Raw genomic sequence first — 25,472 nt, forward strand, 5'->3', positions numbered from 1 at the left:
GTCGCCGAGATAATGTCGAGTCAGATCCAATGGCCCAGTGTCGGGCCAGCTTGACCATCCAATGTCGAGTCAAATCCGACGCCTGTCGGGGACCGCGCGAACGTGGTTTACGAGGCAGCCGTTTACGATGCGGTAGTGAGTTGTGGCAAATGCGATGTATCGGCCCAGGAGACAATTTGCCAATGGTCATCAGTCAAAATCCGCAAGCGGTTGATGCAGGTATTGCGCTGTGAGAATTCACGCGGCGCATCCGGCGCCACATTTCTGGCGGCCCGCCACATCATATCAATGGCGCCACCATGGCTGACGACCAGGATGGTTTCATTTTTGTGTTTTTGCGCCAGTGCATTCAGTGTCTGTCTGATTCGTGTAAAGAACGTTTGCAGATCCTCTGCCTGGTGTTGCTCCTGGTCCAGTTCGATGGCCAGGTTATGGTTGCGTGCCGAGTCAAATCCTGTCAATTCCGACCAGAGCCGACCTTCAAGAACCCCGTAGTTGCGCTCGCGCAGTCCCGGCAGTTGTTTAACCGGCTTGCTGCATGCCTGGGCATAGGGAAGGGCGGTCCGATATGCCCGTTCCAGATCACTCGTGTAGATATGCGCAGGCATGTCGTCTGCAAAACAGCTCTGCAGATGGCTGCCAAGCGCCTCGGCCTGCGCCAGGCCGTTGGTATTGAGTGGAATATCGCGCCAACCTTGGAGGCGGCGTTCGGCGTTCCAGTCGGTTTCGCCGTGGCGGATTATCCAGAAATCGGTGTGTGACATAGTTGTGGTTTCAAAGACGAATAAAGTGATAGCCAATAAGGTTTACGGGCCAGGGCAGCGGGTGCGGCCGCTGTTTTGCTTGCCCTGCGTACCGCTCAGGTCGTACACTGCATATCCAGCAAAATATGACATCACATCTGAATGGGGAAAGTAATGAGTGGACCTTTTTTTCCAATCTGGCGGCGGGTTGAGCGGGCCCGGGATCATCAGATTGTAGCACCCGACGAACGGTTGTCCTGGCCGCAAACCACGGTCATGGGCGCGCAACACGTTGTCGCCATGTTTGGTGCGACGGTGCTGGCTCCCCTGCTGATGGGATTTGATGCCAACCTGGCGGTTTTGATGTCGGGTATCGGTACGCTGATTTTTTTCTTTTTCGTGGCCGGTCGCGTGCCCAGTTATCTGGGCTCCAGCTTCGCCTTCATCGGCGGCGTTGTATCCGTGACCGGATATGCGGGAAGCGGGCCTAACGCCAATATCGGCGTGGCGCTGGGCGCCATTATCGTATGCGGTCTGGTGTATACGCTGGTCGGGCTGCTGGTATGGTATGCCAATAGCCGCGGCAACGGATCTGCGTGGATCGAACGCCTCATGCCGCCTGTCGTGACGGGCGCCATTGTCGCCGTCATTGGCCTGAACCTGGCGCCGATTGCGGCCAAGGGCGCAATGGGCTCGGGCTCCACGTTCGAGGCGCTCATGGCCTTGATGACCATTCTGTGTGTCGCCGGCGTCGCTGTCTTTACGCGCGGTATGATCCAGCGGCTGCTGATTCTGCTGGGCCTGATCGCTGCTTGCGTATTTTACTGGTTGCTCACCAATGTCGCGGGCCTGGGCACACCCATTGATTTTTCGGAAGTCCAGGCGGCGGCCTGGTTCGGATTGCCAACACTGGTTGCGCCCGTTTTCAGTGTCCCGGCGATCACCGTGATGGTGCCTGTCGCCGTTATTCTGATTGCAGAAAACCTGGGGCATATTCGTGCCGTCAGCGCCATGACCGGCCAAAATCTTGATCAGTATTTGGGACGCGCCTTTGTGGGCGATGGCGTTGCCACCATGATTTCCGGGGCGGTCGGCGGCACCGGGGTGACCACTTACGCGGAAAATATCGGCGTCATGGCGGTCACGCGTATTTATTCAACCCTGGTGTTTGTGGCGGCGGCGTGTATTGCCATTTTATTGGGTTTTTCCCCCAAGTTTGGCGCACTCATCCATGCTATTCCGGGGCCGGTACTGGGCGGGGTTTCCATGGTGGTGTTCGGTCTGATCGCCATTGCTGGTGCGCGCATCTGGGTGGTCAATCGGGTCGACTTCAGCGATAACCGGAATCTGATCGTGGCTGCGGTCACCTTGCTGATGGGCGCCGGCAATTTCACCCTCCAATTTGGGGCGTTCAAGCTCGAGGGCATCGGCACGGCCACCTTCGGCGCCATTATTTTGTACGCGCTGCTTGGTGTGCGTCGGCGTCCTGCATCGGAGCCCGATCAAAGCCCGTTTGACCAGCAGCAGAACGGTTAAAACTTAGATTTTTTCAATTGTTTTCAGTACTTTAGCAACATTTTCCCGAATGCTTGCAATTTAGCCGGGAATTGGAGACAATGTCATAACGATGTCCCTGGCACTAGCTTACCAGTGCCGGGGCTTATTTTTGTTTTTCCCATCCTTTTGCGCTTGTGCCAGACATCGTTGGCCGGGCCTATAACACAACAGCACGCTCATCATCATGGCACAAACCGGTGCAATGGGGGCGTTTTTACTTTTTTGAGACAGATATGGCAGGTATTCCATTAACAGCGCAAGGTGCGAAGCGCTTAGAAGAAGAATTGCACCGCTTGATCAGCGTAGAGCGCCCCAACGTAATCCAGGCGATTGCTGAGGCGCGCGCGCAGGGCGATCTGTCAGAAAATGCAGAATACGATGCCGCCCGGGAACGCCAGGGCTTCGTCGAAGGCCGCATCAATGAACTGGAAGGCCTTTTGTCCAATGCGCAAATTATTGATCCCGCCAATCTTGATGTCGACGGCCGCATTGTATTTGGCGCGACCGTAGGCATTGAAGATCTGAACTCGGGGAGCCACGTCACTTACCAAATCGTCGGCGACGCCGAATCCGACATTCGGTTGAACCGGATTTCCATCTCCAGCCCGGTGGGCAGGGCGTTAATTGGCAAGGCCGAAGGCGATGTTGTCGTCGTTACCGTACCGTCCGGTGAAAAAGAGTTCGAAATTGTCTCTGTTGAGTACAAATAAGTCGCGTATCGCGATGCCACTTTCCCGGCAGTCCTAGGAGGCGAACCGGAATCGGTCGCCCAGTTTGACCGGTAGCAGCAAAAAAGCCGCAGAAATAGTCCTGCGGCTTCTTTTTTTCTGGCTGCAAGCGGCTGGCTTATCGACCGCCGCGTCGGCCAGTACGTGGTGCAGTAGTCGTGCGGCGACCGGCACGCAGCGACAGGGCGCTGCCTGCGCGGCGTGGAATGCCATGCGCATCTGCACCAGGACGTGCGCCAGGCGCTCTCGCCGGTTTGCGCGCAGGGGTGCCGGCCAGTTCGTCGTTGCCGCGAGCAGCCTTGCGTGGCTTCTTGCGATCTTTCAGTGTTTTGCCGGCAGCCAGCAGTTTTTTGGGCGTGTGTGGTTCGTTGGGCAGACGGCGGCTGCGTTCAACGGGTTCTTCGGATTTTTGCTCCCACCGGCGGTTTTGTGAGCCATGTCGATATAAAATAAGCGTTTTGCCAACGTGACCGACAGCGGCACAGGATAATGAATCACAGATAGTGTCAAGCATGTCAACACGCGCGGCACGGTCATCTCCGGCAACGCGCACCTTAAGCAGGCCATGCGCAGTGAGGTTCATATCAATTTCTTTCAGCACCGCAGGCGTCAGTCCCTGATCACCGATCAGGACTACCGGTTTTAGCGGGTGGGCGGCAGCGCGTAGCTCGCTGCGCTCTTTTGGTGTTAATTCTAGGGTAGGCATAAGGTAATCAGGGCAATGGCCAAAAAGAAATTCTCGAAAGAATGGATACATCAGCATATCAATGATCCATACGTGAAAATGGCTCAGCAGAAGGGCTATCGGGCACGGGCAGCGTTCAAGCTGATCGAAATCCTGGATTCGGAAAAACTGATGCGTAAAGGAGATATTATAGTCGACTTGGGCTCTGCCCCCGGCAGTTGGTCGCAGGTTGCCCGCGAAAGACTCACGGCAGAGGGCGGAGTGTTGCAGGGCCGCGTCATCGCGCTGGATCTGCTGCCCATGGAGCCTGTTGCAGGCGTGGAATTCATACAGGGCGATTTTCGCGACGATGCGGTGCTTGAAGCCCTTAGTGAAAAACTGGGCGAACATCAAGTCAATTTGGTGATTTCCGATATGGCGCCGAACCTGTCAGGGGTCAGTGCAGCCGATTCGGCACGTATTCAACACGTATGCGAGCTGGCTGTGGCATTTTCGCTGCAACACCTGACTGCCGACGGCGCCTTGATTGTCAAGGCGTTCCACGGTAGCGGTTTTTCCCAAATCGTTCAGATGTTCAAACAACATTTCAAGCGGGTTGTGGAGCGCAAGCCCAAGGCCTCGCGCGACAAATCGTCGGAAACTTTCCTGCTCGGGCGCGGTCTTAAGCATCCGGACAAGCGTCAGTTTTAATCGTAGTGGGGCGCACATGCAGGCCCCATCGGGCCCTTGCATGTGCGCCCCGGACATCTCTGGCGCATCTGTCGTCGGAAAATTTGCAAAAATTGCTTGGAAACCGGATTTTCGCCCCCAACTTACCAATGGTGAGCCTCCCCGGTTTTCAAGGCGAGGGCATGACTTGCTGCGATTGCCACGGGCCTGCCCTGGCGCAGTCGTAATCCGGCGCCGTTGCTTGCCGGAAACAGAAACGACAGGTAATGGTTTAATTTGTTTTTAAGCCGGTTGTAAAGCCTCTTTTTTTTATCAATAGGTTAGAATCATATGAACGGGGTAAAGACGCTGCTTTCAGGGTCGTTTGCCATTCATCGCAGGAGTCAGATTGTTGAATAATTCTTTTTCAAAATTCGCTATCTGGGTGGTCGTAGCGCTCGTACTTTTTACAGTATTCAAGCAATACGATGGCGCAGGTCAGGTTACAGAGGGCGTGAGCTATAGCCAGTTCATGTCTGATGCCAAGCAGGATAAGGTCGCCAGTGTCGAAATCCAGGGTAGCAACCTCACGGTTACGCCCAGTTCAGGCACGCGCCCGTACACGCTTACCGCCCCCAATGACTTGTGGATGGTCGGTGACCTTGTGCGCGAAGGTGTGAAAGTCACCGCTAAACAGCCCGAGCAACCATCATTCCTGCTCAGCGCCCTCATTTCGTGGTTCCCCATGCTGTTGCTTATCGGCGTGTGGTTTTTCTTTATGCGCCAGATGCAGGGCGGCGGCAAGGGTGGGGCATTCAGCTTCGGCAAATCCCGTGCCCGCATGCTTGATGAAAGCACCAACCAAATTACCTTTTCCGATGTCGCCGGTTGCGATGAGGCCAAGGAAGACGTGCGCGAACTGGTTGACTTCCTGCGTGAACCAGCCCGATTCCAGCGTCTTGGGGGACGTATTCCTCGCGGTGTGCTGATGGTCGGTCCTCCGGGCACCGGTAAAACGCTGCTGGCCAAGGCCATTGCCGGCGAAGCCAAAGTGCCGTTTTTTAGTATCTCCGGCTCCGATTTTGTCGAAATGTTCGTGGGTGTCGGCGCATCACGGGTGCGCGATATGTTCGAAAACGCCAAGAAACAGGCACCATGCATTATCTTTATTGACGAGATCGATGCAGTGGGTCGCCAGCGTGGCGCCGGTGTCGGCGGCGGCAACGACGAGCGCGAGCAGACACTGAACCAGATGCTGGTTGAAATGGACGGTTTCGAATCCGGCCAGAGCGTGATTGTGATTGCTGCCACCAACCGTCCTGACGTGCTGGATCCGGCATTGCTGCGTCCCGGCCGCTTTGACCGCCAGGTCGTGGTCAGCCTGCCCGATGTACGTGGTCGCGAACAAATTCTGAACGTGCATATGCGCAAAGTGCCGCTGGCCCCGAATGTCGAGGCTTCTGTTATTGCGCGTGGTACGCCCGGGTTTTCGGGCGCAGACCTGGCTAACATCGTCAACGAGGCGGCATTGTTCGCCGCGCGTCGCAGTGGCCGCACGGTCAACATGATGGATTTCGAAAACGCCAAGGACAAGATCATCATGGGCGCAGAACGTCGTTCCATCGTGATGCCCGAGGAAGAGCGCAAGAATACGGCTTACCACGAATCCGGTCACGCCATTGTTGCGCGCATGTTGCCCAAAACTGACCCGGTTCACAAAGTCACTATTATTCCACGCGGCCGTGCACTGGGTGTCACCATGCAACTGCCCGAGGGCGATCGTTACAGCATGGATAAAGAGCGTTTGCTCAATACCATCGCGGTGCTGTTCGGCGGACGTATCGCCGAAGAAATTTTCATGAACCAGATGACAACAGGGGCGTCCAACGACTTTGAGCGCGCAACGGCCATTGCCCGTGACATCGTGACCCGCTACGGGATGACAGAGTCGCTGGGTCCCATGGTATATGCCGAAAATGAAAATGAAGTGTTTCTGGGCCGTAGTGTGACCAAGACCACGCATGTTTCCGAGGCGACCATGCAAAAGGTGGATGCGGAAATCCGAAGTATCATTGACGAGCAGTATTCCGTGGCGCGCAGGATCATCGAAGCGAACACCGACAAGATGCATATCATGGCCAAGGCGCTGCTTGAGTGGGAAACCATCAATGCCGATCAGATCAACGATATCATGAACGGACGTCCGCCACGACCACCAGAGGACCCCGAGCCAACCGGCGATTCTCCGGATACGCCACCCCCTTCGTCAGGTCCTGCCCGGAAGGATCCCGGTAGCGATAAAGCAACTGTTACTGCCTGATCTACTGCTGTACCTTTCATGAATCATTCCACATTCATTTGCGGGCGCTTTGAGCTTACACTCAAGCGCCCGCTTGTTATGGGCATCGTTAACGTGACGCCCGATTCTTTTTCCGATGGCGCGGTCCATTTCTCAGCAGAGGCAGCCACGCGGCATGCCCATGAGCTGATCGCGCAAGGCGCTGACATCCTGGATATTGGCGGCGAATCCACGCGCCCAGGCGCAGACCCGGTGTCTGAAGACGAAGAGCTCAGGCGTATCATTCCGGTCATACAGAATCTGCGCGATTGCGGCAAGCCCATATCTATCGATACCTTCAAGCCCACCGTCATGCGCGCCGTCCTTGAGGCAGGCGCGGATCTCATCAACGATATCTACGCGCTGCGTATGCCCGGCGCGCTTGAGGTCGTGGCTGCACATCCCAATTGCGGCGTCTGCCTGATGCATATGCAGGGTGAGCCCAAGACCATGCAGCTTGCGCCCGTATATGACAACATTGCCAATGACGTCAGCCAGTTTTTGCAGGAGCGCAAGGCCGCTGCGGTGGCAGCCGGCATCGCACCATCGCGCATTTGCTTAGACCCGGGGTATGGTTTCGGTAAGACAGTGCAGCAGAATTATCAGCTTTTGCATGAACAGGACCGGCTGTCCGGTTTACACTCACCGTTATTGGTTGGTCTGTCCCGGAAGTCCATGATTGCAGCGATTACCGGGCGGTCCCCGCAAGAGCGTGTTGCAGGCAGTATCGCCGGCGCGCTCGCAGCGGTAAATCGAGGGGCCGCCATTATCCGGGTACACGACGTTGAACAAACAGTAGATGCCCTCAAAGTGTGGGCAGCCATAGAACAAGGAGAAATTCATGGGGCGTAAATATTTCGGAACAGATGGAGTACGAGGCGAGGTCGGCGGCCCGGTTATCAATGCGGAATTTGCATTGCGCCTGGGTTATGCGGCTGGCCGGGTGCTGTCAAAAAATTACAAGGACAGTGCGCGCCCCATGGTGCTGATCGGCAAGGATACGCGCATTTCGGGTTATATGCTGGAGTCTGCGCTGGAAGCCGGGCTGTCTGCCGCCGGTATCGACGTCTACCTGGCGGGGCCCATCCCAACGCCTGCCGTGGCCTACCTCACGCGGGCGCTACGCCTGACTGCCGGGGTGGTCATTAGCGCTTCGCACAATGCCTATCAGGACAATGGCATCAAATTCTTCTCCGGTAATGGTACCAAGCTGCCCGACGACGTAGAGCAGGAAATCGAAACGGCGCTGGAAGAGCCCGTAGGATGCGTGGACTCCGAGCATATCGGCCGTGCCCGGCGCATGCCCGACTCTGCCGGGCGCTATATCGAGTTTTGCAAAAGTACCTTTCCGAACGATCTTGACCTCAAGGGCATGAAAATCGTGGTGGATGGCGCGCACGGCGCTGCCTATCATATTGCACCCCACGTGTTTCGCGAACTTGGCGCCGAAGTCGTGGCAATCGGCTGCACCCCCGATGGCTTCAACATCAATCGCGACGTGGGCGCTCTGTATCCCAAATCGCTGGCACAGAAAGTCCAGGAGGTCGGGGCGCACTACGGTATTGCACTGGACGGCGATGCCGATCGGATCCAGATGGTTGATGCCGACGGGCGTATCTATAATGGTGACGAGCTGCTTTATGCCATGGTGCGTGAGCGGATGACGCATGGCCGCGTGGCGGGTGTCGTGGGGACACTTATGACCAATTACGGCTTTGAAAAGATCATGCAAATTATGGGTGTTCCCTTCGAGCGGGCCAATGTGGGCGACCGTTATGTGCTGGAAACCATGCAAAGAAATGGCTGGCTATATGGCGGTGAAAGCTCGGGGCATTTATTGTGTCTGGATCATCATAGTACCGGAGACGGCATTATTGCCGGTCTGCAAGTACTTACCGCGCTGGTGCGCAGCGGCAAGAACCTCGCACAATTTATTTCTGACCTGAAGATGTATCCCCAGATCATGGTCAATGTGCCATGGAAGAAAGGGGTAGACTGGACAGCCCACGACGGGCTGCAGCAAGCCAAAGCGCAAGTTGAGCGCGAGCTCGACGGACGCGGTCGCGTATTGATTCGTGCTTCCGGTACCGAGCCTAAATTGCGGCTTATGGTCGAAGCCGAAACCGAAGCGCTGGCTCGGCAGGGCGTGGAACGGCTGCAGGCCGTGGAGTTGCCCGCGTAGTTCTCGTCGATCCTGGCCGCTACTTTGCACTATCGACCATGCATTCTGTTGTAAGATCTCAAAAAAATCGCAAATATTACCTGTATGTGAAAAGTATTTGTCAAATGAACCGGGTATCATGCAGCTTTACAGTAAATCTTAGGAATTGACCCGAATGCAAGAAATCATGCGGATCCAGGCAGACGAGAATGATGCGTCAAGCCACAGCCTGGTCTTGGGGATTGCGACAACCGCCGAGGAAGTCGAACAGTTGCAGCGATTGCGTTATGAGGTCTATACCAACGAGATGGACGTCGTATTCCCCGGTGCAGTCAATGGCGTGGATATCGAGCCCTTTGACAAGTGGTGCGTCCACTTGATGGTCAAGGACTTGAAAACCGACGCCGTTGTGGGGACATACCGGATCCTGAGTCCGGAAAAGGCGGTAGAGGCCGGTGGCTATTATTCCGAACTGGAATTCAATATCGACCAGCTGGCCCATATCCGCCATGTTCTGTGTGAATGTGGCCGCTCCTGCACGCATCCGGACTACCGCAATGGCCAGGCAATCATGTTGCTCTGGAACGGCCTGGCGCGTTATCTACTTCAAAACAACTATCGCTACATGCTCGGCTGTGCCAGTGTGAGCCTGGCCGATGGCGGTGTGCAGGCGTCCAAAGTCTGGCGTGCTGCCAAGCACGACATTGATGCGCATCCCGACCGTCCCGTCATGGTGCCGATCAATCCGTATCCGCTGGACAAGTTGACGCTGACCGATGACGCCAGAACGCCGGCACTTATTAAAGGATATCTGAAGATCGGCGCGCACATCTGTGGTGAGCCCGCGTTTGACCGGGATTTCAATTCCGCAGATTTTCCGGTCATTATAGATGTGGCCAATATTGACCCACGCTACAAAAAACACTTCGGCCTGATCTGACTTCACAACGGACCTGCGGCTGCAGGTTCCCAGCCTGCTGCCTGTTCCGTCCGCCGCGGCGACTCCTGAGACGCCTGTACCCGGTCAAACACCAGTCCTCGTGACGGGGGTGATTTTTCAGCGGAAAGCCGGGTGAAGTTGGGTTTCAGTGTCAGATCTGTTTAAACGTGCTGGCGCAACTGCGCTTGGCTTTCAGGCAGGCGTCGCGCCCATCGGCTACTTATGACCGCGCTGCCTGATGCGCAATATCACGAAGGAACAATGTCCAGGGTGAAGCCGACTTTTTTCCATTCGGCGGCCTCCAGCGACAGCGTGTAGCGTGTCAGCGGATGATCCTCCAGCCATTTTTCCCCGACGCGCAGTATCAGTTTCTCGTTTTCCGTTGTTAGTGATACGGGAAGGGATGTCACCGGCTGACGGCGGCGCATGAACACGACGGCCAGCCGCAGACACAGCGTGAGAAACCATTTGATGCGGCTTGGTTTCTCGGGCAGCAGTTTGTCCAGCTTGCCCTGATGGCTCAGGGTCAGGAAAGAGAGTAGTTCTTGTTCGGCTTCAGAAAACCCGGGCATATCGGCATTGGCCATCACATAGGCAGTGTGCTTGTGATAATTATGCTGTGAGATGCTCAGGCCGGTTTCATGCAGATCGCAGGCCCAGCTCAGATAGCGCCGGAGGTCTTCCGCTGTCGGCTCATTCGCCAGAATGGAATCAAAAAAAATCAGCGCCTGTTTTTTTACGCGGGCAGCCTGCCGGGTATCAATATGATAGCGTTTCGTGAACACGCCAGCCGTTTCATCGCGTTTGTCGTGGGAGCTGTCACGACCCAGCATATCGTATAAAACGCCAACGCGCAGGGCACCATCGCCCTGGAACATTTGCTTGACGCCAAGTTCGCTGAAAATGGCCATCATAATGGACAGGCCTGCTGGCAGCACCTCCATGCGATCCAGCTTCAGGCCGCGCAACTCGGGTGCCCGCGCGCTGCCGTGGCGGATAAGTACTTTCTTGAGTTTTTGCATGCCGGCCAGCGTAATGCCTTTTTCCGAAAAGCCCGATTCTTCGAGTGTCGCGACCAGTGCCTTGGCGGTTCCCGAAGAGCCGAAGGCTTCATCCCAGCCCAGATGCCGGAACTGCCGGGAAATAATCTCAATTTCCTTTCTTGCCGCGATTTCGGCCTGTACAAAGCCTTCTTCAGTGACTTTGCCATTCGGAAAAAACGACGTGGTATAGCTGACGCAACCCATCGCCAGAGACTTCATGATCAGCGGCTCAAGCTCGCGTCCGATAATGAACTCGGTGGAGCCGCCGCCGATATCGACAACAAAGCGTTGTTTGGTCGATGGCGGCAGTTCGTGGACAACGCCAGAGTAAATCAGCCGAGCCTCTTCCTGGCCGGAAATCACTTCAATCGGATAGCCCAGCGCCGCTTCGGCCCGGGGCAGAAAGTCATTCACATTCCGCGCGACACGAAAGGTATTGGTAGCAACGGCCCGTACTCGTCCGGCCGGGAAATTTTCCAGTCGTTCACCAAAACGGGACAGCACGGCAATAGCGCGCTGGATTGCCTCTTCGTCAAGCACGCGGTCGGTGTTCAGGCCGGCAGCAAGCCTGACGGTTTCTTTGAGGCGGTCTGTTGCGTAAATTTGTACTGAATCATCATTCTGGACAATTCTTGCAATAGACAGGCGAAAGCTGTTGGAGCCAAGATCGACGGCGGCAAGTAGTTGGTCCATGATGCATCTGATAGGTAAAGGAACGGCCATTTTAGTAAAAAAGCTGCGCCCATGAACGAAATAAGGGCAAACCCGCGCAGGAATTTTATCTGTCATTAATTTGTTATATTGTGCGAGTATAAGAAATCTTTCACTTAAAGCTCAAAACCAACAACAACCGCCTTCATGTCTGATATCACATCTGTTTCTGTTTCGCCTTCCACGACTCCCGATACGGCCACGCTGCTCAATCGCGAACTCTCTTTGCTCAAGTTCAATGAACGGGTCCTGGGCATGGCGGTGAACCAGGCCAATCCCCTGCTTGAGCGCTTACGATACCTTTGCATTGTCAGCTCGAACCTGGACGAATTCTTTGAAATCCGTATTTCCAGTCTCAAAGAACAGGAACGGCAGTTTCCCAATGTGCCGGGCGATGATGGCCTGACCCCCTCGGCGGCATTTGAACTGGTGCAGCAACGGGTGCATGAGCTGGTCGATCGCCAGTATGCCTTGCTCAACAAGGATATATTCCCGGCACTGCGCCAGCGCGGCGTAACTGTGCTCGCGCCCCGTGAATATTCCGAAGCCGTATCATCTTGGGCGCGTGATATGTTTCTGAATGAAGTGCTGCCACTGCTCACGCCTATTGGCCTGGATCCGGCGCATCCGTTTCCACGCGTCTATAACAAGAGCTTGAATTTCATTGTCTCGCTAAGCGGTGAAGATGCCTTTGGCCGGCGGGCCTCCATCGCGATTGTGCAGGCGCCGCGCGCGCTGCCGCGCCTGCTTGAGATTCCCGAGTCGGTATGCGGACAGCGGCATTGCTATACGCTGCTGTCTTCGCTGATGCAGCAGTTCTCGGGCGAGCTGTTTCCGGGAATGCAGGTCAAAGGGCTGTATCAGTGGCGCGTTACACGCAACAGCGACCTGTTTGTGGACGAAGACGAGGTAACCAATCTGCGTCAGGCCTTGCAGGGCGAGCTGTCGCAGCGCAACTTCGGAGCTGCAGTTCGCCTGGAAATTTCCGAAGACACGCCGGTAGAGTTGGAGCATTTCCTGCAGCGGGAATTCGCGTTGGGTCCCAAGGACACCTATCGGACTCACGGCAGTGTGAATATGACCCGGCTCATGCCATTGTGCGATATTGATGCCGACCCACAATTGGTGTTCCCCAGCTATCGTCCCCGCCTGCCGGCGCCGTTTGATTCCATGAACGACAACCCCGCGGAGATGTTCGACGCGATCACGCGCGATGATTTGCTGTTGCACCATCCGTACCAGTCCTTCAAGCCGGTGATCGATTTTCTGACTTCCGCAGCACTGGATCCACAGGTGGTCGCAATCAAGCAGACGATTTATCGCACCGGCGAGGATTCTGAACTCATGGGCTTGCTGCTGGCAGCGGCCAAGGCCGGCAAGGAAGTCACGGTTGTCGTAGAACTGATGGCCCGCTTTGATGAACAGACCAATATTAACTGGGCGGCCAAGCTCGAAGAGGTCGGGGCGCACGTTGTATATGGTGTTGTCGGCCATAAAACCCATGCCAAGATGCTGCTGGTATTGCGCCGGGAAGGTCGCAAAATCGTGCGCTACGGTCACCTGGGCACTGGCAATTATCATCCGCGTACGGCAAGGCTTTATACCGACTTTGGTCTTTTGACCGCCAATCCCGACCTGACTGAAGATATGGATCGGGTTTTTTCTCTGCTGACCGGTCTTGGCGCAAGACGTCCACTCAAACTACTACTCCAGTCGCCTTTTACCCTCCATGATCGGATGCTCAAGATGATCCAGGCCGAGACCGAGCACGCGCAGGCCGGCAAAAAAGCCGTCATTATGGCAAAAATGAATTCCCTGCTTGAAATCGAAGTGATTAACGCACTGTACAAGGCCAGCCAGGCCGGTGTTCGCATTGAGCTGATCGTGCGCGGCGTTTGCGCGCTGCGCTCGGGAGTGCCGGGATTGTCGGAAAATATTCGCGTGCGTTCGATTGTGGGGCGTTTTCTGGAACACTCGCGGGTGTTCTATTTCTATGCGGACGGCCAGGAGCAGGTTTATCTGTCGTCCGCCGACTGGATGGCGCGCAATTTTTTCCGCCGTGTGGAAGTGGCCTTTCCCATCCTGAACCCGGTTTTAAAAAAACGCGTGATTAATGAGTCGTTTATCTTTCCCTTGAAAGACAATGTGCTTTCCTGGGAACAAAAGCCCAGCAGCGAATACGAACGAATAAAAAATCGTCGCGAACCGTTCAATATTCATCAATACCTGATGAACCTGCTTGGTAAGGCAGGATAAGGGCGCACTCGCTGCGAAAAACAGACAAGTGGTGCATGCAGATGCATGGTTTGTAACATGACAGCCAATCAAGATGCTCGCGATATTGTTGCTTGTCGTCTGCGTTTTATCGCCTATTTTTCCGTCTGCAGCCGTTTTTTATTACGTAAAATAGGATATAAGTTATTGATAACGTTGGAGAACAAGGAAAATCTCAGTGTTTTCCCTGATGTTGACGAAAAATTGCTTTATATTTGTCACTATCCTGTCATATGGCCGTTTTACTATACGAGGCATGGACACTCAGGTTCGTATTTTGTTACCTCTTTAACGTATTAAGGAATATACATGTTCAGACATGCACTTAAAAGCGTCTCTGTCGCCATTGCTTTATCGAGCGCGACTTTCGCTGCACACGCTGCCGCAAACGTGACAGGCGCAGGCGCATCTTTTCCCTATCCCGTTTATGCCAAATGGGCTTCCATGTACGCAGCAGAGACCGGTAATAAAATCAATTACCAATCTATCGGTTCAGGCGGCGGCCAGCAGCAAATCATCGCCAAGACCGTTGATTTTGGTGCATCCGACGATCCATTGAATGAAAAGAAATTGTCTGAAAACGGCCTGCTACAGTTTCCCGCTGTGATTGGCGGCACGGTTGCAGTGGTCAATATCGACGGCATCAAACCTGGCCAGCTGAAACTGACAGGTCCGGTGCTGGCTGATATTTTCCTGGGCAAAATCACCAAGTGGAATGATCAGGCCATTACCGCCCTGAACCCTGGTGTGACGCTGCCTGAAGCGGCGATCATTGTCGTCCATCGTTCAGATGGCTCCGGTACAACCTTTGGCTGGACCAATTACCTGTCTAAAGTGTCCCCCGAATGGAAAGAAAAAGTGGGCGAAGGCAAAGCCGTCAAATGGCCTAGCGGGCAGGGCGGCAAGGGTAACGAAGGCGTGGCCGCTTATGTCGGTCAGTTGAAAAATGCCATTGGTTACGTTGAATACGCTTACGCCAAGCAAAACAACCTGTCCTGGACACAGCTGAAAAACAAGGACGGCAATTTTGTTCAGCCGGAACAGAAAGCCTTTGCTGCCGCTGCGGCCAACGCCGACTGGAAAAGCGCGCCGGGCATGGGTGTGGTCCTGACCGAAGAGCCAGGTGCCGATTCCTGGCCTGTGACAGCAGCAACATTTATTCTGGTCCACAAGAAAGCGCAGAAGCCGGAGCAGACCAAAGCAGTCCTGTCGTTCTTTGACTGGGCATTCAAAAACGGCGCCAAAGCCGCTTCCGATATAGATTATGTGCCGTTGCCAGAAGAAGTGACCAATCAGGTTCGCGCAGCATGGGCGTCCGAGATCAAAACGGAAGACGGCCAGGCGGTCTGGAAATAATCAAGTCTTTTACGACTTGACCCTCTGGACGACACTCTGGACAAAACATGGCGACTTAAGAATTTAAGCCGCCATGTTTTTTACGAACACCAAGACGGGTTTACAATGAGCGTTTCGATAACGACACCAGTGGCTGCACCGAACCGGTCTGCCATCCACACTATGCAAAAAGAACTTCCTCCGACACCGGCCAAGAGCAACGCGTTTGCCGACATGTTGTTCAAGAATGTAGCGCGCTTTTTTGCCTTTTTCGTTTTTATGCTGCTTGCCGCTATTATGGTTTCGCTGTTGTATGGAAGTCAGGAAACGCTGCTTAAGTATGGTGCGGCATTTTTGTGGACTAACGACTGGGACCCGGTCAATGATGTGTACGGCGCGGTAGTGCCTATCATTGGTACCCTGATTACCGCGTTTGTGGCGCTCATTATCGCAGTGCCGGTTTCTTTCGGTATTGCCATGTTTCTGACCGAATTGGCTCCTACCTGGCTGCGTCGCCCACTGGGTACGGCAATCGAGCTGCTGGCTGCGATTCCTTCCATTATCTACGGGATGTGGGGCCTGTTCGTCTTTGTTCCTATCTTTCAGCAATACGTCCAGCCGACATTGATCAATGTGCTGGGCGGCGTGCCTTTTTTCGGGCAGTTTTTTCAGGGAGCCCCCTTTGGTATCGGCCTGTTTACGGCCGGTCTGGTGCTGTCGATTATGGTCATCCCCTATATCGCGTCTGTGATGCGGGACGTCTTCGAAGTGGTCCCGCCCATGCTCAAGGAATCGGCTTACGGCCTTGGTTCTACGACCTGGGAAGTCATGTGGCGCGTTGTGCTGCCCTATACCAAAACAGGGGTAATCGGTGGCATCATGCTGGGCCTGGGTCGGGCTTTGGGCGAAACCATGGCCGTTACCTTTGTGATCGGCAATTCGTTCCGTCTGCCGGGCAGCGTGTTCGATCCATCCAATTCGATCGCTTCAGCCATTGCCAACGAATTCAATGAAGCAGGCGGTCTGCAGAAATCTTCCCTGATCGAACTGGGCCTGATCCTGTTCCTGATCACAACCCTGGTGCTGATGGCCTCGCGTCTCATGCTGGCAAAATTGTCAGCAGGCGAAGGTAAAAAATCCTGATTGGGCTCAAGAGATAAACCATGACTACAAAGACGACTGCAACAACAGCACAGGCCAATTCGGCCATTCATCCGGGCAACTGGATCTACCGACGCCGCCACATGCGAAACAAGATCATGCTTACCTTGTCCTCGGCAGCTCTGATCTTCGGCCTGTTTTGGCTGGTCTGGATCCTGTTCACGTTGGCCGTAAAGGGTGGGGGATCCCTGTCTTTCTCGCTGTTTACTGAAAAAACGCCCGGGCCGGGTGAAGCCGGCGGGCTGGCCAATGCGCTTATCGGCTCGGTGCTGATGTCGGCGGTCGGAACCGCTATCGGTACCCCGGTTGGCATTCTGGCCGGCACGTATCTGGCGGAGTATGGCCAGCGCGGCTGGCTGGCTCCCGCTACGCGCTTTTTGAACGACGTGCTGCTGTCCGCGCCTTCCATCGTTATCGGCCTGTTCATTTATGCCATCGTAGTGGCCAACTCTGGCCACTACTCAGGCTGGGCGGGTTCTTTTGCCCTGGCCATTCTGGTAATTCCGGTCGTGGTGCGAACTACAGACAATATGCTGGCTCTGGTGCCCAATAGCCTGCGCGAGGCGGCATCTGCCCTGGGCTGTCCGAAATGGCGCGTGATTACGCTGGTGTGCTATAAAGCGGCCATGTCAGGCATTCTCACAGGCATTCTGCTGGCCGTGGCTCGCATTGCCGGCGAAACTGCGCCACTGTTGTTTACTGCGCTTTCCAATCAGTTCACGAGCTGGAACATGAATGCGCCAATGGCCAATCTGCCGGTTGTGATCTATCAATATGCTGCCAGCCCCTTCAAGGACTGGAATGAGCTGGCGTGGGCAGGTGCCACACTGATCACATTGCTGGTGCTGGGGCTCAATATTGTGGCCCGTAACTTGTTTCGCAAAAAATAGTCAGCGATCCTTAAATTAAAGTATTCGTCAGGAAGACACACATGGAAAACTTGGTTACGATTGACCAGACAAAGATTGAAGTCAAGAATCTGAACTTCTATTATGGAAAGTTCCACGCCATTAAAAACGTGAACTTACGGGTCGCCAAAAACAAGGTTACTGCCTTCATCGGACCATCCGGCTGTGGCAAATCCACGCTGTTGCGCACGTTCAATCGAATGTACGAACTCTACCCGGGCCAGCGCGCCGAAGGGGAAATCAACATGGATGGAGAGAATCTGCTAACGTCGTCGCAGGATATCTCACTGTTGCGCGCGAAGGTCGGCATGGTGTTCCAGAAGCCCACGCCGTTTCCGATGAGCATTTATGATAACGTGGCCTTTGGCGTCAAGCTGTTCGAGCGCCTGTCCAAGGCGGCGATGGACGAGCGGGTGGAATGGGCCCTGACCAAAGCTGCCCTGTGGAACGAAGTCAAGGACAAACTTGCCCAAAGCGGTAACGGCCTGTCCGGTGGCCAGCAGCAGCGCCTGTGTATTGCCCGTGGCGTTGCCATCAAACCAGAAGTCTTGTTGCTCGACGAACCGTGTTCTGCGCTGGACCCGATCTCCACCGTCAAGATCGAAGAACTCATTACGGAACTGAAGAAAGACTATACGGTCGCCATCGTGACGCACAATATGCAGCAGGCAGCGCGCTGCTCTGATTACACTGCGTATATGTATCTGGGCGAAATGATGGAATTTGGTGAAACGGAACAAATGTTCGTCAAACCCAAACGTAAAGAAACGGAAGACTACATTACCGGTCGTTTCGGTTAATACAAGGGTTTCCCCTTATGATGTGAACCCGTATAAATCGGTAATATCGCGGAGCGCAGTGTTTAAAACAATGTTTAATAATATGGATAGGTGAACTCATTGCGCCACCCCGCCTCGTGCGGGGTGTTTCGTATTCACGCGCTAATTCATACTGACCAGAGGAGCAACCCGAGCATGTCGCATTATCTGATTGTCCGCGTCAAAGTCAATGATCCCGAAGGCTACGCTGCCTATACCGCTCTGACGCCGGATATCGTGGCCGCCCATGGCGGACGCTTCCTGGTACGCTGTCCCTCGCCGGTCACGCTTGAGGGGCCCGCCGAGCAGCAGCGAATTGTGGTGGTAGAGTTTCCCGATGAACAGCATGCCCGCGCATTTTATGATTCGCCACAGTACCAGGCTGCTAAAGCCATACGCGAACCTGTGTCGGAAGCGCAGTTTTTGATGGTACCTGGCGTGTAACTTGTTGCAGTCGGAAATATCCTGCCGTTGTTAAACAACAGGCACTGTAGTGAGAATGCAGGGGCCTGGCGAGTGGCCGCGACAACGATATCTCGTTACAAGTGAGTGTGCCCATGGACATGGGGATCCACCATCTCTGCCGTCTGCAATTCTACGAAAATACCGCAGCTCTTGACATCATGAGGCACCGTGCAGCGCTGGCGCAGCAACGCCAACTGCTCCTTTAACTGACTCAGTTCACGAATGCGCGTTTCCACATGTTCGATATGCGCGTCAATTGACTGGTTCACAGGCTGGCAATCATCCGGTGTCTCGTCGTGGGCCTGTAGCAGACTGCGTATTTCGTCATGGGACATATCCAGAATCCGACAATTACGGATAAAGCGCAAGCGCTGCACATGTTCATTATCGTAATGGCGGTAATTGCCCTCAGTGCGTACCGGTGCGGGCAGCAGGCCGACTTTCTCGTAAAAACGAATGGTTTCAGGGGTGCATCCCTGCAAACGGGCTAATTCTCCGATTTTCATGTTATTTCCTGTCTAGTTCATTCATGGCTTGACTCTGAAGTTACTTCAGGGTTTTAAATGTCATTATACGATGAATTGGAGTACAGCATGTCAGAGCAGCTCACCCGTGTTACCGCCATCAGAATCGAGCAAATGGATTGCCCGACCGAAGAGCGGCTGTTACGCAAGGCACTAGAAAAAAAAGCCGGCGTAACCGCATTGCGTTTCAATCTGATGTCCCGGGTTCTGTCGGTGACTCATGACCCGGCCATACTGGATGAGATCATGCAAGCCATCCGCAAAATCGGGTTTACGCCTGAGCTTCATGATGGCAAATCGGCGGGCGTTCGCCGCCAGGCCACCACCGGTTGCTGCGGACATGCGCCACAAGCTGCCGACGGCCATGTTTTGCGAGACTGCGGCAGCGACGGCGCAGCACATCGTCACAAAGGCGTTTCCGGTCAGGATAGCCACGATGGTCATCACCATCCGCATGATCATGCCGAGCATGGTAGCGAACACAGGTACGCCACCGATATCAACGGAGCTACGCATGAGGCGCTTGCCCAGCAATCGCCAGCCGAAGTGTCGCCCAATATTGGAGGCGGGATTCTGCCTGCATGGTGGCATCTGGCGCTGGGTGGTGTATTGGCGCTGAGCTCCGAGCTGGTCCACTGGTTCAGCGGGCCCTCATGGCTGATGATCGTCTGCGCTGTTGCCGCCGTTGCCCTGGCCGGGACCGAGACCTATCGCAAGGGACTGGTCGCACTTCGCTACGGTGATCTCAATATCAATGCGCTCATGAGCATTGCAGTCACCTGCGCGCTGCTGATCGGGCAGTGGCCTGAAGCTGCCATGGTGATGGTGCTGTTCACGCTGTCTGAATGGATAGAGGCAAAGTCCCTGGACAGAACGCGTGCCGCCGTCTCCGGGCTGATGAACCTGGCGCCTGAAACCGTTACCGTGCAAATCAATGGCCAATGGCAGGAGCAAGAAGTATTCCAAGTGGCCGTGGGCAGTTCGGTACGTATCGCGCCGGGCGAGCGCATTGGCCTGGACGGCCGAATTACCCAGGGGACGACCACTGTCAATCAGGCACCCATTACCGGAGAAAGCGTGCCAGTGGACAAACAGCGTGGCGACACGGTGTTTGCCGGTACCGTCAACGAAGCCGGTGAAATCGAAATCGAAGTGACGGCCGCCGCCGACAATACAACACTGGCCCGTATTATTCACCAGATTGAAGAGGCGCAGGCTGTCAAGGCGCCCACGCAACGGTTTGTGGATACGTTCTCACGTTACTACACGCCGTGCGTAGTTGGGCTGGCAGTTCTGCTCGCCATTCTTCCACCGCTCTTATTTGGTGGCGCGTGGCTGTTCTGGATCTACCAGGCGCTGGTGGTGCTCATTATTGCCTGCCCGTGCGCGTTAGTGATTTCGACCCCGGTCACGGTCGTCAGTGGCCTGACCGCCGCCGCCCGTATGGGCATCCTGATCAAGGGCGGTGTTTATCTGGAACAGGGCCATCATATGCGCTGGCTTGCTCTGGACAAAACGGGCACCATCACGCAGGGACGGCCGGTGCAAACTGGCATGCAGGCCCTGAATTCGGACGTGGCCGAAGATGTGCTGCACCGCATTGCAGTAAGCCTTGCGGCCCGTTCGGATCATCCGGTTTCCCGCGCCATTGCGCAAGCGCGCGAGGCCAGCGCCGTGTCTGCGATGACGGTAGCCGATTTTGTCGCCGTGGCAGGGCGGGGTGTGCAGGGCGTTATTGACGGTGAACGCTGGCACCTGGGCAGCGCCGTGTGGGCGCAGGAGCTTGGCGTGACGACCAATGCGGTGCAGCAAGCCGTGACCAACGCACAAACCAGCGGGCAGAGCGTTGTGCTGTTAATGAACGAAGGGACCGCTTTCCTGCTGTTTACCGCAGCCGATCAAATCAAGGATAGTAGCGTCAACGCGATTGAACAACTGCATCGACTGGGCGTCAATACTGTGATGCTATCGGGCGATCATCAATCTGTCGTCGATGCCATCGCCAGCGCCAGCGGTGTTACCCAAGCGCAGGCGCAGTTGCTGCCGCAGGAAAAGCAGCAAGTCGTGCAAAAACTGCAAGCTACGGGCGCGGTGGTCGGCATGGTCGGCGACGGCATGAATGACGCGCCGGCGCTGGCGCAGGCCAACATCGGATTTGCCATGGGCGCGATGGGTTCGGATACGGCGATCGAAACCGCAGACGTGGCGCTGATGGATGATAATCTGGCCAAAATTCCGGCATTCCTGAAGCTGTCGCGCAAGACCCGGCAGGTGCTGATACAAAACATCAGTCTGGCGCTGGGCATCAAGGCCGTTTTTCTGGTGCTCGTCTTGTTGGGATCAGGATCAATGTGGATGGCCGTTTTTGCCGACGTGGGCGCCAGTTTACTGGTCGTTGCTAACGGCTTGCGGTTGTTGCGATTTCCACATCGCGAAACATAGGGTAGATTCGATGACGAACCGTCTCTAGTATCTTGACAATCTTTGACGATTTATTGGTACAGTTACATTGATTTACAAAAAGATTTAAATAAAAATATTTCTCGTTATCATTTTTTTTAAACATTAAAAGACGAGAAGTAATATGGCGGCTCTTCTAAATGGATTGTGCGCTCCACCGCGAGCGTTCGTGCCCAAACTAATCAGGCTTTCAATTTTAAGCGCAGTGGTAGTCACAACAGGCTCCCTGGCGGAAACACCACAGAGAGGATCGCTCAACCGCAGCATTACGACGCTTCAGCCTATCCATGCAGTGAACCATGAAAGCGCTGTCAGCGAAGGGACCGAAGGGTACAGTGTTCCGCTGACCTCGACCTCCGCGCGGATGCCGTTATCGCCTCGCGAGACACCACAGACCATCAACGTAGTGACGCGTACGCAAATGGACGATTTCAGACTTGACAACGCAACATCGCTACTGTCGACAGTACCCGGCGTGTTTGTGCAGCAGGTTGAAACCGATCGCAATTACTATACGATTCGTGGTTATGAGGCGACCAATTTTCAGGTAGATGGTATCGGGCTGCAGTTTTCTACTGAAGAGCAGATGGGCGATCTGGATATGGCGTTTTATGATCGGGTAGAAGTGCTCAAGGGCGCCAATGGCTTACTGTCCCATACCGGCAACCCGTCAGGCACTGTCAATTTTATTCGGAAGCGTCCCACGCGCGATTTTTCCGCCAATGCCAATCTGTCTTACAGTTCGTTTGCCACGCGGCGATCGGGTGTGGATATTTCGTCACCGCTCAACGGCAGCGGGTCGGTGCGCGGGCGACTAATTGGCGCTTATCAGAAAGGCAATTCTCATCTTGACCGCTATGGTCTGGCAAAACAAATATTCGGCGCGATCGTAGAAGCCGATCTGGGAGACAGAACTACACTGACGTTGGGCCATTCCCATCAAAAAAACAAAGCCAAATCGACCATGTGGGGCGCGCTGCCACTCTATTATACGGACGGCAGCCCTATTGATTATAACGTCTCGGACAGTACAGCGCCCGAGTGGGCCTATTGGAATACGACAGACCGAACTTCTTTTGTGGAACTAGCCCATGACTGGGGTGCAGGCTGGAGCACAAAAGCAACCCTGATATATCGCAAAATCACACAGGATGCCGAACATTTCTTTGTTGATGGCGTGCCTGACCGCGTAACGGGTCTGGGTTTGCTCTCGTGGCCGACCAAGTACAATCGTTACGAAAGGCAACGACTTGCGGATGTCAGCACCACTGGTAAATACAGATTGGGTGGGCGCGAACACGATTTGATGTTCGGTATCAATATCAGTCGCAGTGAAAATTACATGACCTCCTTGGCCGCGGACACTAATATTCCTTTGCCATCAATCTACATCTGGAATCGACAATTTCCGCACCCCGATTTTGGTAACGCAGACCTCGGCTTTGCTGACTTTACCGATCGTAAAACGACAGCATTTATTGCCACCCGTTTGAACGTGACGGATGCTTTTAAAGTCATCGGCGGGGCGAATTATACCCGTGTAACCAGTGACGGCGTTCTATATAAATATCCCCATTATTTCAGGCGCAATAAGCTATCACCTTACCTTGGGTTGATCTATGACCTGAACAAGAACTACTCGGTGTATGCTAGCTATACAGGTATATTCAACCCGCAATTTCGCTACAACATTCATGGCGAGCTCGTACCCGCGATCGAAGGCCGAAATTACGAACTTGGTTTGAAGGGAGAATCGGAGGACGGTCGCCTGACCGGCAGCGTAGCCTTGTTCCGCGCTGAACAGAACTATACAGCCGAAGTTGACAAATTTCTGGACGGTCTGAACCGTTACAAGCCGGTAGATTCCCGATCCACCGGTTTTGAATTGACGATGCAAGGAGAAGTGCTGCCGGGGCTGCAGGTCAGTACCGGTTATACCCATCTGTTTTCGATCAAGGACCAATCCGGCAATGCGGTACGCGAGTATGTACCGAAAAGTACCATCACTATCGCTGCATCCTATGCCGTGCCTTCCGTGCATGGGCTCAAGGTGGGCGCTGCAGTTTGCTGGCAGTCCGAAATCCGTCGCCTGCAGGGCAAGACTCCGGCAGGAATAGATATTTATACCAAACAGAAGGCTTACGCAGTGACTGACCTGATGGCCAGTTATGAACTTAACAAGCACGTCACCGTGGGCACCAATGTTAAAAACGTGTTCAATAAAAAGTATCTGACTTCGTTGCTGTGGGGGCAGAGTTATTACGCTCCGTCGCGTTCCGTCGGGATGAACGTTCAATTGAAATATTGATTACCCTGAGGATACGAAATGACGCAATCCGCTAAAAATGGCAGGGTAGCGAATGGCAGGGTAGCATGCCTGACGGCTCTGCTGATGGATCCGGGCATAGTGTTTCTCGAATAAAAGCCTGGTTTGGGTTGACCACCAATCGCGCAGTTGCCCGACCCCAGATCGCCGCCTATACCGGCTGCCGCGACCTTCCCATCACCATTTCTTATACACATCCAATATGCCGTCGTTGCGCTGGCGGCGGCTCACTTCATCGATAACCCATTTTGGCGCGCCGATATCGGTCAATACATAAGCATCCAGGTGCTCGACTTGGCCGATTGCGCCGGCCCATGGGTCGTCGCGGCTCACCGCATCGGGCTTTGCCCGGCGAACGAGCGTGGCTCGCAGTTTAGCCAGCAGCGTGCGCAGCGGTATATGAAGTGCGGGATAGCTACGGGTAACCTGAGTGCTTGGAGTATGCGAGGTCATAGTCATGTTGATTCCTTAGCCGCTTGGCAGTTGATCGTTGATAATGGCAGTGAACTTATGGTAAGTTTAACTATCCATTCAGCGAAAGAATATCAATGATTTTTAACTGTTTTGGTCAATTTTTCTTACCAGTTATTTAGCAGGCTTCCATGACTGCCCCGTTATCGTTAAGGAGATGCTGTGCGCCGGATTCCCCTCAATACACTGCCGACGTTCCGTACGGTTGCCGAATTGCAGAACCTGCGCGCCGCCGCCCAGGTGCTTCATCTGACCCATAGCGCGGTCAGTCAGCAGATCAGCCAGTTGGAAAGTACGCTGGGTTTTCCGCTATTTGACCGGCAGGGGCGCAGAGTGGTGCTCAATGCTGCTGGCGCTGCGCTGTTATGTTCTGTGCAGTCGGCCATGATGCAGATCGAAGACGGCGTGCAACTGGCCCGGCTGGCGTCGGACAGCGTAGAGAAAAAGCTGCGTATTTCGGTTGTGCCGTCGTTTGCGCAACGCTGGTTGTTACCTAGACTGGAGCGCTGGCGCGAGCGTCACCCGGATATTGCGCTTGAAATAACTGCATCCCAGCAGATTGTTGATTTGCAACGGGACGGGTTTCATGCCGCAGTGCGGGAGGGAAAGGGGCCTTGGCAAGGGGTGCTGGCGGACCGGTTATTTGAAGATCCTATGCCCCTGATCGTGGTTGGCTGCGCAGTAGATGCGCGGCGTCTGGTGGGTGCGCCGCCCGCTGCGTTTCTCAAAGAACCTTTGCTGGGAGACCGGAGCGCCTGGCAGGCATGGTTTGCGGCGGCTGGCCTGCAGGTACCGTTCAATACGGTTGCCGAATTCAATGATATGGGGCTCATGTTACAGGCCGCCGAGCAGGGACTGGGCCTGACGCTGGCGCGTGAGCTGCTTGCCGCCGATGCTATCCGCAATGGCAAACTGATCCGGTTGTCGCCGATATCGGTCGCGTACGATACAGCACATGCCATTCATTTGGTGTACCGGCCGGCATTGCGTGACTGGCCCGCGCTACTCGCCCTGCGCAGCTGGATCACCGAGGAGTTGGCCGCCTCGCGAACGGCACTCTTGCAGGACGCTGCCGCGACCGCGGCCGGCCACGCCGGCGAGTCTTAGTGACATCCACAGGCGCTTATGGGGCCTGTTGTAAAACGGCACAATCTGCAATAAGAATGGTAATGAGAA

Annotated in this window: 21 protein-coding genes; 16 read left to right on the plus strand and 5 right to left on the minus strand. The window is 54.8% G+C overall.

The features are described from left to right. Nucleotides 1–122 precede the first annotated feature (122 nt). Entirely contained in the window at nucleotides 123–764 is a 642-nt protein-coding gene (locus tag CAP48_RS08530) for a histidine phosphatase family protein (RefSeq protein ID WP_100695554.1), read from the minus strand. 153 nt (nucleotides 765–917) lie between these two features. On the opposite strand from CAP48_RS08530, the gene CAP48_RS08535 reads away from it, so the two are divergent. After that, complete coding sequence (locus CAP48_RS08535; RefSeq protein WP_100695555.1) at nucleotides 918–2,279, plus strand: solute carrier family 23 protein; 1,362 nt, start codon at nucleotides 918–920, stop codon at nucleotides 2,277–2,279. A 254-nt stretch (nucleotides 2,280–2,533) separates the two neighbouring features. Continuing rightward, nucleotides 2,534–3,010: a transcription elongation factor GreA gene (gene greA, locus CAP48_RS08540; protein ID WP_100695556.1), complete on the plus strand. Its 477-nt coding sequence runs from the start codon at nucleotides 2,534–2,536 to the stop codon at nucleotides 3,008–3,010. 136 nt (nucleotides 3,011–3,146) lie between these two features. Here greA and CAP48_RS08545 read toward each other — a convergent pair whose 3' ends face one another. Next, nucleotides 3,147–3,734, minus strand: coding sequence for a YhbY family RNA-binding protein (locus tag CAP48_RS08545; RefSeq protein WP_100695557.1), 588 nt, complete (start codon nucleotides 3,732–3,734; stop codon nucleotides 3,147–3,149). A 15-nt stretch (nucleotides 3,735–3,749) separates the two neighbouring features. On the opposite strand from CAP48_RS08545, the gene CAP48_RS08550 reads away from it, so the two are divergent. The 5 genes from CAP48_RS08550 (at nucleotide 3,750) to CAP48_RS08570 (ending at nucleotide 9,800) form a co-directional block, all read left to right on the plus strand. Further along, complete coding sequence (locus tag CAP48_RS08550) at nucleotides 3,750–4,403, plus strand: RlmE family RNA methyltransferase (RefSeq protein WP_100695558.1); 654 nt, start codon at nucleotides 3,750–3,752, stop codon at nucleotides 4,401–4,403. Nucleotides 4,404–4,773: 370 nt separating this feature from the next. Next, complete coding sequence (gene ftsH, locus CAP48_RS08555) at nucleotides 4,774–6,681, plus strand: ATP-dependent zinc metalloprotease FtsH (RefSeq protein ID WP_100696729.1); 1,908 nt, start codon at nucleotides 4,774–4,776, stop codon at nucleotides 6,679–6,681. 18 nt (nucleotides 6,682–6,699) lie between these two features. After that, nucleotides 6,700–7,551 (plus strand): dihydropteroate synthase, encoded by an 852-nt coding sequence (gene folP / locus CAP48_RS08560; RefSeq protein WP_100695559.1) that lies wholly within the window; start codon nucleotides 6,700–6,702, stop codon nucleotides 7,549–7,551. Then, on the plus strand, nucleotides 7,541–8,881 hold the full coding sequence (gene glmM, locus CAP48_RS08565) for a phosphoglucosamine mutase (protein WP_100695560.1): 1,341 nt from the start codon (nucleotides 7,541–7,543) through the stop codon (nucleotides 8,879–8,881). The genes folP and glmM overlap by 11 nt, the downstream gene beginning before the upstream one ends. Before the next feature lie 154 nt (nucleotides 8,882–9,035). After that, on the plus strand, nucleotides 9,036–9,800 hold the full coding sequence (locus CAP48_RS08570) for a GNAT family N-acetyltransferase (protein WP_100695561.1): 765 nt from the start codon (nucleotides 9,036–9,038) through the stop codon (nucleotides 9,798–9,800). 248 nt (nucleotides 9,801–10,048) lie between these two features. Here the strand turns inward: CAP48_RS08570 and ppx are convergent, their stop codons facing one another. After that, a complete protein-coding gene (gene ppx, locus CAP48_RS08575) occupies nucleotides 10,049–11,536 on the minus strand; it encodes an exopolyphosphatase (RefSeq protein ID WP_100695562.1) in 1,488 nt (495 codons plus the stop codon). A 165-nt stretch (nucleotides 11,537–11,701) separates the two neighbouring features. On the opposite strand from ppx, the gene ppk1 reads away from it, so the two are divergent. From ppk1 to CAP48_RS08605, 6 genes are all read left to right on the plus strand, one after another. After that, complete coding sequence (ppk1, locus tag CAP48_RS08580; protein WP_100695563.1) at nucleotides 11,702–13,810, plus strand: polyphosphate kinase 1; 2,109 nt, start codon at nucleotides 11,702–11,704, stop codon at nucleotides 13,808–13,810. A 327-nt stretch (nucleotides 13,811–14,137) separates the two neighbouring features. Beyond that, nucleotides 14,138–15,184 (plus strand): phosphate ABC transporter substrate-binding protein PstS, encoded by a 1,047-nt coding sequence (gene pstS, locus CAP48_RS08585; RefSeq protein ID WP_100695564.1) that lies wholly within the window; start codon nucleotides 14,138–14,140, stop codon nucleotides 15,182–15,184. Between the two features lie 162 nt (nucleotides 15,185–15,346). Continuing rightward, nucleotides 15,347–16,306, plus strand: a complete 960-nt coding sequence (gene pstC, locus CAP48_RS08590; RefSeq protein WP_100695565.1) for a phosphate ABC transporter permease subunit PstC — start codon at nucleotides 15,347–15,349, stop codon at nucleotides 16,304–16,306. Nucleotides 16,307–16,326: 20 nt separating this feature from the next. Next, complete coding sequence (gene pstA, locus CAP48_RS08595) at nucleotides 16,327–17,214, plus strand: phosphate ABC transporter permease PstA (RefSeq protein WP_100695566.1); 888 nt, start codon at nucleotides 16,327–16,329, stop codon at nucleotides 17,212–17,214. 41 nt (nucleotides 17,215–17,255) lie between these two features. Continuing rightward, nucleotides 17,256–18,032: a phosphate ABC transporter ATP-binding protein PstB gene (pstB, locus tag CAP48_RS08600; protein WP_100695567.1), complete on the plus strand. Its 777-nt coding sequence runs from the start codon at nucleotides 17,256–17,258 to the stop codon at nucleotides 18,030–18,032. 174 nt (nucleotides 18,033–18,206) lie between these two features. Then, the gene (locus CAP48_RS08605; protein ID WP_100695568.1) at nucleotides 18,207–18,494 is read left to right on the plus strand and encodes a DUF1330 domain-containing protein; all 288 of its coding nucleotides are present in this window, start codon (nucleotides 18,207–18,209) and stop codon (nucleotides 18,492–18,494) included. 95 nt (nucleotides 18,495–18,589) lie between these two features. Here the strand turns inward: CAP48_RS08605 and cadR are convergent, their stop codons facing one another. Continuing rightward, nucleotides 18,590–19,021 (minus strand): Cd(II)/Pb(II)-responsive transcriptional regulator, encoded by a 432-nt coding sequence (gene cadR / locus CAP48_RS08610; protein WP_100695569.1) that lies wholly within the window; start codon nucleotides 19,019–19,021, stop codon nucleotides 18,590–18,592. An 87-nt stretch (nucleotides 19,022–19,108) separates the two neighbouring features. On the opposite strand from cadR, the gene CAP48_RS08615 reads away from it, so the two are divergent. Both CAP48_RS08615 and CAP48_RS08620 read left to right on the plus strand, forming a co-directional pair. Next, nucleotides 19,109–21,481 (plus strand): cation-translocating P-type ATPase, encoded by a 2,373-nt coding sequence (locus tag CAP48_RS08615; protein ID WP_100695570.1) that lies wholly within the window; start codon nucleotides 19,109–19,111, stop codon nucleotides 21,479–21,481. A gap of 310 nt (nucleotides 21,482–21,791) precedes the next feature. Further along, nucleotides 21,792–23,807, plus strand: coding sequence for a TonB-dependent siderophore receptor (locus CAP48_RS08620; RefSeq protein ID WP_161495222.1), 2,016 nt, complete (start codon nucleotides 21,792–21,794; stop codon nucleotides 23,805–23,807). Nucleotides 23,808–24,002: 195 nt separating this feature from the next. Here the strand turns inward: CAP48_RS08620 and CAP48_RS08625 are convergent, their stop codons facing one another. Continuing rightward, complete coding sequence (locus CAP48_RS08625; RefSeq protein WP_100695572.1) at nucleotides 24,003–24,284, minus strand: hypothetical protein; 282 nt, start codon at nucleotides 24,282–24,284, stop codon at nucleotides 24,003–24,005. Nucleotides 24,285–24,458: 174 nt separating this feature from the next. Here CAP48_RS08625 and CAP48_RS08630 point away from each other — a divergent pair, with 174 nt between their 5' ends. Continuing rightward, the gene (locus CAP48_RS08630) at nucleotides 24,459–25,403 is read left to right on the plus strand and encodes a LysR substrate-binding domain-containing protein (protein ID WP_100695573.1); all 945 of its coding nucleotides are present in this window, start codon (nucleotides 24,459–24,461) and stop codon (nucleotides 25,401–25,403) included. Nucleotides 25,404–25,472 lie beyond the last annotated feature (69 nt).

This window comes from Advenella sp. S44 (genome assembly GCF_002810445.1).
GTDB lineage: Bacteria > Pseudomonadota > Gammaproteobacteria > Burkholderiales > Burkholderiaceae_B > Advenella.